Below are 9,217 nucleotides of genomic sequence, written 5' to 3'. Positions count from 1 at the left end.
CTGCATCGGCGGCGGCGAAGGCACCGCCATCGCCATCGAGCGCCCCTGACCCCAAGACGCGCCCGCCCCTTCTCTGGTTCAAAAATACCTCGGGGGTGAATTGGCCCAACGGGCCAAGAGGGGGCAGCGCCCCCTCCCGCCCCGCCACACGCGCAGCGCCGGGCCGGTCAGCCCCCGCCCACACGCGCCGCAACAGCAATCCACCTTCCCACCGCGCCGCAAACGCGCTATCCGGCGCTTCAGACAACCCGGAGCCCTTCCCATGCCCAAGACCTGGACCGCCTTCACCAAGCTTCCCGCCAAGGACCCTGCCGAGGCGCTCGGCGAGGCGATGGAAGAGCTCGAGCCCGCGCCCTCCGGCATCGGCGTGTTCGAGATCGAGGATGGCAGCGGCACCTGGGAGGTCGGCGGCTACTTCACCGAAGCGCCCGACGACATCGAGCTGGCGCTGCTCGCCGCCGCCTTCGGGGCGCAGGATTTCGTGGTCTCCGAGGTCCCGGACCAGGACTGGGTCGACAAGGTGCGGCGAGAGCTGACCCCGGTCGAGGCCGGGCGCTTCTTCGTCTATGGCAGCCATGACGCCGACAAGATCCCCGCCAATGCCGAGCCGCTGCTGATCGAGGCTGCCATGGCCTTCGGCACCGGCCACCACGGCACCACGCTGGGCTGCCTGCGCGCGCTCGACCGGCTCGCCACCGGCGGCTTCACCGGCAAGAGCGTCGCCGATATCGGCTGCGGCACCGCGGTGCTGGCGATGGGCGCGGCGCGGATCTGGCCCGACCCGGTGATCGCCTCGGATATCGACGAGGTCGCGGTCGAGGTGGCCGAGGCCAACGTCCGCGCCAACGGGCTCGAGGGCAAGGTGACCTGCGTCGAGGCCGCGGGCTTCGACAATCCCGAGCTTGCCGCCCGCGCCCCCTTCGACCTGGTCTTCGCCAATATCCTCAAGCAGCCGCTGATCGATCTCGCGCCGCACATGGCCGCGCATCTGCAGCCGGGCGGCTACGCGATTCTGTCGGGCATCCTCACCAGGCAGGCAGATGAGGTTGTCGAGGTTTATGCACAAAACGGCATCAATCAGGTCCACCGCGAAGAGATTGGCGACTGGGTGACGCTGACGCTGCAACGCGACGCCGGTTAACCCGCCGATTTGCGGAAATGCTGGGGCAAAAGTCACATTTTTGCCCCATTGGAAGCGCATACGCGACCCATCCGGTGGGGGCCGGATTGTAAGAGGTTGCCATGGATAAGGCTCTGTATGACTTCGACAAGCGCCAGCGTGCGGTTGTCCAGAAGCACCATAAGCTTGCCAACGGATACACCACCAAGCTGAACCGCAACGGCATCATCGAGCACAAGCCGATCCGCCGGCTGCCGTTCTTCTCGCTGAAGGGCCTGCTGATCGCGGTGCTTGGTTTCCTCATCTTCAAGGGCATCCTCTTCGCCAGTCTCGGCATCGAGGAATACGTCGCCCGGCTCGCGCATCTGGCGCAGGGCAGCGCCCTCGAGCGCGCCGGCGCCTGGCTGATGGGCGCCGACCCGGCCAGCCTTTGGATCGCCACTCAGCTGCAGCCGCTCTTCGGCTGATCCGCGCGGGGCGCGCTGCCGCGCATCCCCCTGCCCCGGCCATGAAAAAAGCCGCGCCTTCCGTGGAAGGGCGCGGCTTTGTCGTCTTGGCCGTGAGTGGCGGGGGTGGCCCCTCATCGAGGGGCCGTCGTATTAGTACTTGCCGCGTGCGACGGCGTAGATGTCTGCGCGGGTCAGACCGATATCGTCGAGTTCGCGATCGGTGAGCGCTTCGAGGCTCTTGCGGGTCAGACGCGCGTCGTTCCAGTCGATGATCGCATCCGCGAGCATCGAGAAGAAACGGCTCACGGACGCGGCGAGCTCGTACGAGGCCGACGCACCGCGCTCCGGCGAAGCGCCGTAGCCGTTGAGGAAGACAGTACCGATGCGACCGGCCATACCGGCGGCACCAGCGTTCTGGCGGAAGGAGTCATATGCCGACATGGGTCAGTGTCCTTGACTTGGTGTTTTCAGAATGCCTGATTTCTATGCATGGCATCTAGTGAAGCGCCCCAGAGAGGACAACTCGCAGAAAATGCATGGTCCTTATGCGTTTTTCGAATGGCTCATGAAATAAGTTAACCGCAGGTAATTTCGCCCATTTTTGCGGCGATCAGGAGTCGCCCACAAACCTTAGCATGTCGCAAACAGGCTCCGCCGCCCTCGGAACGGGCGCAAAGCCCGCAGCGATGTTAGCGCTTCTCGCTTTGCGGATGTTCGCGTTTCGTGCTACTCGATGGCAAACAGGCAACACAAAGGCGGGCAGGAATGAGGGTTCTCGGCATCGATCCGGGTCTGAGACGGCTGGGATGGGGAATCATCGACGCCGAGGGCAGCCGCCTCCGGCACGTCGCCAACGGGGTCTGCGAATCGGAGGGCAGCGACGATCTCGCCACCCGCCTGCTTGCCCTGCACCGCCAGCTCACCGAGGTTCTGACCCGCTTCGCGCCGCAGATCGCGGCGGTGGAACAGACCTTCGTCAACAAGGATGCGGTCGGCACGCTGAAGCTCGGACAGGCGCGCGGCGTGGCGCTCCTGGTGCCGGCGCAGTTCGGCCTGCCGGTGGGCGAATACGCCCCCAACAAGGTCAAGAAGACGGTGGTGGGGGTCGGCCATGCCGACAAGCGTCAGATCGACCACATGGTGAAGATGCAGCTCCCGGGCGTGCAGATCGCCGGGCCCGACGCCGCCGACGCGCTGGCCATCGCGATCTGCCACGCCCATCACGTCGGGCCGCAACAGGCGAGGATACGGGCATGATCGGGCGCATCGCGGGACGCATCGAATACAAGGGCGAGGATCACGTTCTGATCGACGTGCGTGGCGTCGGCTATGTTGTCTATTGCTCGGACCGGGTGCTTGCCGGCCTGCCCGGCCCCGGCGAGGCGACGGCGCTCTACACCGATCTCATGGTGCGCGAGGACCTGCTGCAGCTCTACGGCTTCCCGACGCTGGTCGAGAAGGAGTGGTTCCGCCTGCTGATGACGGTGCAGGGGGTTGGCGCGAAGGCGTCTCTGGCGATCCTCGGCACGCTCGGCCCCGACGGCGTCAGCCGCGCCATCGCGCTCGGCGACGGCACCGCGATCAAGGCCGCCAAGGGCATCGGCCCCAAGACCGCGCAGCGCGTGGTCCACGAACTGAAGGACAAGGCGCCAATGGTGATGGCGATGGGCGCCGGCCCGGTGGCCAGCCCCAGCGACGACGTGCTCGAGGACGCGACGCCCGCCCCCGCCACACCGCGCGCCCCTGCCCCGCGCCCGACACCTGCCGCCGCCCCGGCCCAGTCCGAGGCGCTCTCGGCGCTCTCCAATCTGGGCTACGCCCCCGGCGAGGCCGCCGGCGCAGTGGCGCAGGCCGCCGGCGATCTGCCCGAGGCCGGCACCGCCGAGCTGATCCGCGCGGCGCTGAAACTGCTGGCGCCGAAGGGCTGAGGCGGTAAGGAATGGATATGACCGACCCGGATCCCACCCTGCGCCCGGAGCCCCTGCCCGAGGATCGCGACCGCGCGCTGCGGCCGCAGATGCTTGGCGATTTTGTCGGGCAGGCCGAGGCGCGTGCCAACCTGCGGGTCTTCATCCAGTCGGCCCGCACCCGCGGCGAGGCGATGGACCACACATTGTTTCACGGCCCTCCGGGCCTCGGCAAGACCACGCTGGCGCAGATCATGGCGCGCGAGCTCGGGGTCAACTTCCGCATGACCTCCGGCCCGGTGCTGGCCAAGGCCGGCGATCTCGCGGCGATCCTGACCAATCTCGAGCGCAATGACGTGCTCTTCATCGACGAGATCCACCGCCTCAACGCCGCCGTGGAAGAGGTGCTCTACCCGGCGATGGAGGATTACGAGCTCGACCTCGTCATCGGCGAAGGCCCGGCGGCGCGCACCGTGCGCATCGAGCTGCAGCCCTTCACGCTGGTCGGCGCCACCACGCGGCTGGGCCTCTTGACCACGCCGTTGCGCGACCGTTTCGGCATCCCGACGCGGCTGCAGTTCTACACCGTCGAGGAGCTCAACAGCATCGTCACCCGCAACGCCGAGAAGCTCGGCGTCCGGGCCGAGCCCGACGGCGCGCGCGAGATCGCCCGCCGCGCCCGCGGCACGCCGCGAATCGCCGGACGCCTGCTGCGTCGGGTTGTGGATTTCGCCGTGGTCGAAGGCAATGGCGTGGTGACGCGCGAGCTGGCCGATGGCGCGCTCACCCGGCTGGGGGTAGATGGGCTCGGGCTCGACGGCGCCGACCGGCGCTATCTCGGGCTGATTGCGGAGCATTACGGCGGCGGCCCGGTGGGGATCGAGACCATCGCCGCGGCGCTGTCGGAAAGCCGCGACGCCATCGAGGAGGTGATCGAGCCCTACCTGCTGCAGCAGGGGCTGATCCAGCGCACCCCGCGCGGGCGGATGCTGGCGCAGCGCGCCTGGACCCATCTCGGCCTCGCCGCCCCGCAGCCGCCGGGACAATCGACCCTGTTCGACTAGGCCCGGCTCAGAGCACCACCACGAGAACCAGGATCGAGAGCCCGAGGAAGCCGATCCCGGTCAGCTCCCTGCGGGTGACCCGCTCGTGGAAGAACAGCACCGAGGCCAACAGCGAGAAGATCAGCTCGACCTGCCCCAGCGCCTGCACGTAGGCGGCGGTCTGCAGGGTGAAGGCGGTGAACCACGACAGGCTGCCCGCCATTGAAGTAAGGCCGAGCCAGAGCGCCACCTTGCGGGCCTGCCAAACGGCGGTGATCTGGCCCGGCTCGAAGAGCTTCAGCCAGAGCGCCATGGCGACGCATTGCGACAGCACCACACAGCTCAGCGTGACCGCGGCGCGCAGGATCGGATCGTCGCCGGTGATCTCGAGCGAGGCGGCACGGTAGCCGACGGCGGAAAAGGCGAAGAAAAAGCCCGAGGCCAGCCCAAGCGCCACCGCCCGGTTGGCGATGCGGCGCAGGAAAGAGCCGCTTATGTCCGGCGTGTCCGAGAGCAGCAGCACCCCCACGAGCCCGATCAGGATCGCGCCCCATCCGGCCAGCGAGATCGCCTCCCCCAGCAGCAGAAGGCCCACGATGGCGGTCTGGATCACCTCGGTCTTCTTGAAGGTGATGCCCACGGCGAAGTTGCGCTGCCGGAACAGCGCCACGACGCAGATCGTGGCAAGGATCTGCCCCAGCGCCCCGATCCAGGCATAGACCCAGAAAGCAAGGCTGAGCTCCGGCCAGCCCTGCCCGGTGCCGACGAGATAGGCCGCGGTGAACAGCAGCGCCGCCGGCAGTGCGTAGGCAAAGCGTGCGAAGGTACTGCCGGTCGAACTCAGCGCGCCCATGCTGAGCACCTTGTGCAGCATGAAGCGCAAGGTCTGAAAGAAGGCGGCGGAGAGGGTGACGGCGATCCAGAGGTCCATGCGCGCAGCTTTGACGGGCGGGACACGGAAACGCCAGCGTGTTCGAGTGATTATGTGCCTGCAAACGACTCAGCGCCTGTCCATCCGGCGTTTGGGCTGCCGGCGCGCCCGGCCTTCACCGTGTTTCGCCTGGCACGGAGCGGGAGGGGGCCAGCCCCCTCTTGGCGCAAGCGCCAATTCACCCCCGAGGTATTTTTGAACCAAAGAAGACAGGGGCGCTGCGTCCCTGACTTCTCTTCGTCAAAAATACTCCCGCCGGAGGCGTCCGGCGGCGCAACATGAAAGATCGCCGGGACAGGTGGACGGCCTTGCCTCAGACGGCCCGCCATTCCCCGGGAGCGAGGCCCTCGACCGACCAGTCGCCGATCGACCAGCGCACGAGTCGCAGGCAGGGCAGCCCGACATGGGCGGCCATCCGGCGCACCTGTCGGTTGCGACCCTCGGTGATGGTGATCTCGAGCCAGGCGTCGGGCACCGATTTGCGGAAGCGCACCGGCGGCACCCGCGGCCAGAGCTCCGGCGGCGGCAGGCGGCGGACCTGCGCCGGGCGGGTCGGGCCGTCCTTCAGCGTCACGCCGCGGCGCAGCTGCGCGATCTGGTCATCGGAGGGAGCGCCCTCGACCTGCACGAGATAGGTCTTGGGCTTCTTGAACTTCGGATGCGCGATGCGCGCCTGCAGGCGGCCGTCATCGGTGAGCAGCAGCAGGCCCTCGCTGTCGCGGTCGAGCCGACCGGCCGGGTAGACCTTCGGCACGTCGACATAGTCCGACAGCGTGGCGCGCGGGCTGTCGGCGGTGCCCTTGTCGGTGAATTGCGACAGCACGCCGTAGGGCTTGTTGAGCAGGATCAGCATGTGCGACGCTCCGCGAAAAAGCGCTTCAGCAGCGCCTCCGAGGGCGCGGCGGAGATGCCGTCATAGACCTCGGGCGCGTGGTGGCACTGGGCATGGGCGTAGACCCTCGCCCCGTGATCGACGCCGCCCGACTTGGGATCGGCGGCGCCATAATAGAGCCGCGCGATGCGGGCGAAGGAGATCGCCGCGGCGCACATCGGGCAGGGTTCCAGCGTGACGTAGAGATCATGCCCCGGCAGCCGCTCGGAGCCCGCCGCGCGGCAGGCGGCGCGCAGGGCGAGGATCTCGGCATGGGCCGTGGGGTCGTCGAGCTCGCGGGTGCGGTTGCCGGCGCTGGCCACCACCGCGCCGGAGGGCGCCACGATCACCGCACCCACCGGCACCTCGCCGCGGGCGGCGGCGGCACGGGCCTCGGCAAGGGCCAGCTCCATGTGACTGCGAAAGCTCATGGCGCCGGGTGATAGCCGAGCCGCGGCGCTTTGGCGAGACGCTTCCCCCGGGCAGAGCTTTGCAGTATGGCTCGGCGCATGAAAAAGCCCCCTGCCCGCCCCTCCGCGCCCTCCAAGACCCCGTCCGACACGCCGCCCGGCGACCGCATCGCCAAGGTGCTGTCACGTGCCGGCATCGCCAGCCGCCGCGAGGCCGAACGGATGATCGAGGAGGGCCGCGTCACGGTCAACGGCGAGACCATCGCCAGCCCGGCGCTCAACGTCACCGGCAAGGACAAGATCACCGTCGACGGCAAGCCGCTCGAGGCGCCCGAGGCGCCGCGGATCTGGCTCTATCACAAGCCCTCGGGTCTGGTGACCACCACCAAGGACGAGCAGGGCCGCGAGACGATCTTCGACAAGCTGCCCGAGGATCTGCCCCGGGTGATGACCGTGGGCCGGCTAGACCTCAACTCGGAGGGGCTGCTGCTGCTGACCAATGACGGCGGCATCAAGCGCAAGCTCGAGCTGCCCTCGACCGGCTGGCTGCGGCGCTACCGTGTCCGGGTCAACGGCAAGCCCACCGAGGAGATGCTGAAGCCGCTGCGCGACGGCATCACTGTCGACGGCCAGACATTCCAGCCGATGCAGGTGGAGCTCGACCGCCAGCAGGGCTCGAACGCCTGGCTGACCGTGGGGCTGCGCGAGGGCAAGAACCGTGAGATCCGCCGCGCCATGAGCGATATTGGCCTGACGGTAAACCGGCTGATCCGGATCTCCTACGGGCCGTTCCAGCTCGGCCAGATGAAGGCCGGGGAGGTGATCGAAGTGCGCGGTCGAATCGTCAGGGATCAACTAGGGCTAGAAGGCGCCAAAATTACTCGCCCCGAGCCAAGCCGCCGTCGCAAAGCCCGCCCCATTCCGGACAAATCTCGGCGGAAACGCGACTAAGGCCCTGCCTCTATTGCCAAAAATACACATCTAAATTCCGATTTCACGCCGTTTTTCTGCCGATTTTCGTTGCCATTATGAGGCCATGATGACGACGATCCTGGCCTTTGCGATTCTCTGTGTGAGCACCCTTCTGGTGCTTGGAAACCTGCGCATGGTGGCGCATGACACCCGCGTTGCCCTCACCGAGGCCGCGGGGCGGCTGCGGCGCAGCGGCAACCCCGGCGCAAAGCTCGCATTCGGGGCGCTCTGGGTGCTGATTTTCGCCCTGAGCTTCCTTCTCTGACGGGATCGGCACGGGGGATGATCGACATGGCCGAACCACACCGCACGGCAAGAACCGATGACAGCATCGGCCCGCTCGACTCGGGCCTCAGCGTGCTGTTCCTCGCCGCCTTCCCGATCGTTCTGCTGCTGTTTCAGGGCAGCGCGACCTCGGCCTTCACCGCGGTGCTCGAGCTCGTGCTCTTCGTCGCCGCCCTGCGCCTGATCCATCGCGGCCAGGCACTGAAAACCGCCTATGACGAGGCCGCGTCGGCCCGCGCGCCGCGCCTGCCGCGCAAGATCATCGGCTCGCTGCTGATCGGCGTGATGGTGATGATTCTCGCCGGTCACCACTTCTTCTCACTGACACTGCCGCTGGGCTTCGGCGCGCTCGCCACCGCGCTGAGCCTCGCCGCCTTCGGCGTCGATCCGCTGCGCGACAAGGGCGCCAGCGAGAGCGAGCCCGAGCCGCTGGCCACCGCGCGCCGGCCCAAGCCCGACACGCAGGCGGCGCTCGACCGCATCGACGCGACGCTCGACGGCATGGTCTGCGAGATCGCGGCGCTTGGCGATGCGCAGCTGACCCGCCACACCGAGGCGCTCAAAGGCGCGGTGATGGGCCTGATCCGGGCGCTCAGCGAGGACCCGGACGGCATGGAGCGCCTGCACAAGCCCGTGGTGAAATTCGTCAAGCTGCTGCGCCGCGAGAACGACGAGCTGCTGGCGGCGTGGAACACCGAGGAGCGCGACCGCGCCCGCCGGCGCTACCGCACTCGGATCACCGCGCTTGGCCAGACCTTCGAGGAATTCGCCCGCAAATCGGGCAAGAAGGCCGGACGCGACGCGTTCGAGCTGGAAGCGGACCTGCTGTGGAACCGCAAACCCCTGGAGCGGGCCGCATAAGCGGAGCCCCGCCGAGCTGCCCCCTAGCAAGTCGCCCCCTTTGCCCCTAAGTTCTCCGTGAACTGCGGAAATACTGGAGGCGGCATGTCTGGCACGGCCCTGCAGAAAGTGGCCTATGTACTCCTGATCGTGCTCCTGTTCGGGGTCACGTCCGGCTGGCTCGGGGGGCTGTGACATGGCGCAGCGCTACGGCGGCAAGTACAGCCCAGACGCCGCCCCGGAAGAAACCGGGGATCCGATTCGCCCCAGCCATTACAAGGGGGCCCGGGTCGACCCGGTCGGAGCGCGGTCGAACGTGCTCTTCGCCCCTCCCATCGTGCTTGCCGCAACCTCTCTCGGGGACGGTGCCGCCGGGCTCGTGACCGGCC

General features: G+C 67.9%; 12 protein-coding genes and 1 pseudogene. 9 read left to right on the top strand and 4 right to left on the bottom strand.

Annotation, left to right across the window (positions count from 1 at the left end; all coding sequences use genetic code 11):
- Positions 1–262: 262 nt before the first annotated feature.
- Positions 263–1,141 carry a 50S ribosomal protein L11 methyltransferase gene (locus tag AC6RA4_RS19985; RefSeq protein WP_500163348.1) on the top strand — a complete coding sequence of 293 codons (879 nt, stop codon included), beginning with the start codon at positions 263–265 and terminating at the stop codon, positions 1,139–1,141.
- Between the two features lie 101 nt (positions 1,142–1,242).
- The gene (locus tag AC6RA4_RS19980; protein WP_500163346.1) at positions 1,243–1,587 is read left to right on the top strand and encodes a hypothetical protein; all 345 of its coding nucleotides are present in this window, start codon (positions 1,243–1,245) and stop codon (positions 1,585–1,587) included.
- 132 nt (positions 1,588–1,719) lie between these two features.
- On the opposite strand, the gene AC6RA4_RS19975 is transcribed toward AC6RA4_RS19980, so the two are convergent.
- Positions 1,720–2,010 carry a DUF1127 domain-containing protein gene (locus AC6RA4_RS19975; RefSeq protein WP_500163345.1) on the bottom strand — a complete coding sequence of 97 codons (291 nt, stop codon included), beginning with the start codon at positions 2,008–2,010 and terminating at the stop codon, positions 1,720–1,722.
- A gap of 324 nt (positions 2,011–2,334) precedes the next feature.
- Between AC6RA4_RS19975 and ruvC the strand changes: the two genes are divergently transcribed.
- From ruvC to ruvB, 3 genes are read left to right on the top strand one after another with little or no spacing between them, the layout of a single operon-like run.
- Positions 2,335–2,826, top strand: a complete 492-nt coding sequence (gene ruvC / locus AC6RA4_RS19970) for a crossover junction endodeoxyribonuclease RuvC (RefSeq protein WP_500163343.1) — start codon at positions 2,335–2,337, stop codon at positions 2,824–2,826.
- Complete coding sequence (gene ruvA / locus AC6RA4_RS19965; RefSeq protein ID WP_500163341.1) at positions 2,823–3,497, top strand: Holliday junction branch migration protein RuvA; 675 nt, start codon at positions 2,823–2,825, stop codon at positions 3,495–3,497. The genes ruvC and ruvA overlap by 4 nt, the downstream gene beginning before the upstream one ends.
- A 17-nt stretch (positions 3,498–3,514) precedes the next feature.
- Positions 3,515–4,540: a Holliday junction branch migration DNA helicase RuvB gene (gene ruvB, locus AC6RA4_RS19960; protein ID WP_500163349.1), complete on the top strand. Its 1,026-nt coding sequence runs from the start codon at positions 3,515–3,517 to the stop codon at positions 4,538–4,540.
- Positions 4,541–4,547: 7 nt separating this feature from the next.
- On the opposite strand, the gene AC6RA4_RS19955 is transcribed toward ruvB, so the two are convergent.
- From AC6RA4_RS19955 to AC6RA4_RS19945, 3 genes are all read right to left on the bottom strand, one after another.
- On the bottom strand, positions 4,548–5,450 hold the full coding sequence (locus tag AC6RA4_RS19955; protein WP_500163340.1) for an EamA family transporter: 903 nt from the start codon (positions 5,448–5,450) through the stop codon (positions 4,548–4,550).
- A 313-nt stretch (positions 5,451–5,763) separates the two neighbouring features.
- Positions 5,764–6,303 (bottom strand): pseudouridine synthase, encoded by a 540-nt coding sequence (locus tag AC6RA4_RS19950; protein WP_500163338.1) that lies wholly within the window; start codon positions 6,301–6,303, stop codon positions 5,764–5,766.
- A complete protein-coding gene (locus tag AC6RA4_RS19945) occupies positions 6,297–6,752 on the bottom strand; it encodes a nucleoside deaminase (protein ID WP_500163336.1) in 456 nt (151 codons plus the stop codon). The genes AC6RA4_RS19950 and AC6RA4_RS19945 overlap by 7 nt, the downstream gene beginning before the upstream one ends.
- A gap of 78 nt (positions 6,753–6,830) precedes the next feature.
- Here AC6RA4_RS19945 and AC6RA4_RS19940 point away from each other — a divergent pair, with 78 nt between their 5' ends.
- The 4 genes and pseudogenes from AC6RA4_RS19940 to AC6RA4_RS19925 all read left to right on the top strand — a co-directional run.
- Positions 6,831–7,682: a pseudouridine synthase gene (locus AC6RA4_RS19940; protein WP_500163335.1), complete on the top strand. Its 852-nt coding sequence runs from the start codon at positions 6,831–6,833 to the stop codon at positions 7,680–7,682.
- Positions 7,683–7,770: 88 nt separating this feature from the next.
- Positions 7,771–7,968: a hypothetical protein gene (locus tag AC6RA4_RS19935; protein WP_500163334.1), complete on the top strand. Its 198-nt coding sequence runs from the start codon at positions 7,771–7,773 to the stop codon at positions 7,966–7,968.
- A gap of 26 nt (positions 7,969–7,994) precedes the next feature.
- Positions 7,995–8,849 carry a hypothetical protein gene (locus AC6RA4_RS19930; protein WP_500163332.1) on the top strand — a complete coding sequence of 285 codons (855 nt, stop codon included), beginning with the start codon at positions 7,995–7,997 and terminating at the stop codon, positions 8,847–8,849.
- 175 nt (positions 8,850–9,024) lie between these two features.
- Positions 9,025–9,217 (top strand): annotated as a pseudogene (locus AC6RA4_RS19925) (5-bromo-4-chloroindolyl phosphate hydrolysis family protein); the annotation flags it as partial.

This window comes from Salipiger sp. (genome assembly GCF_059781815.1).
This window is presented reverse-complemented; position numbering and strand designations above follow the sequence as displayed.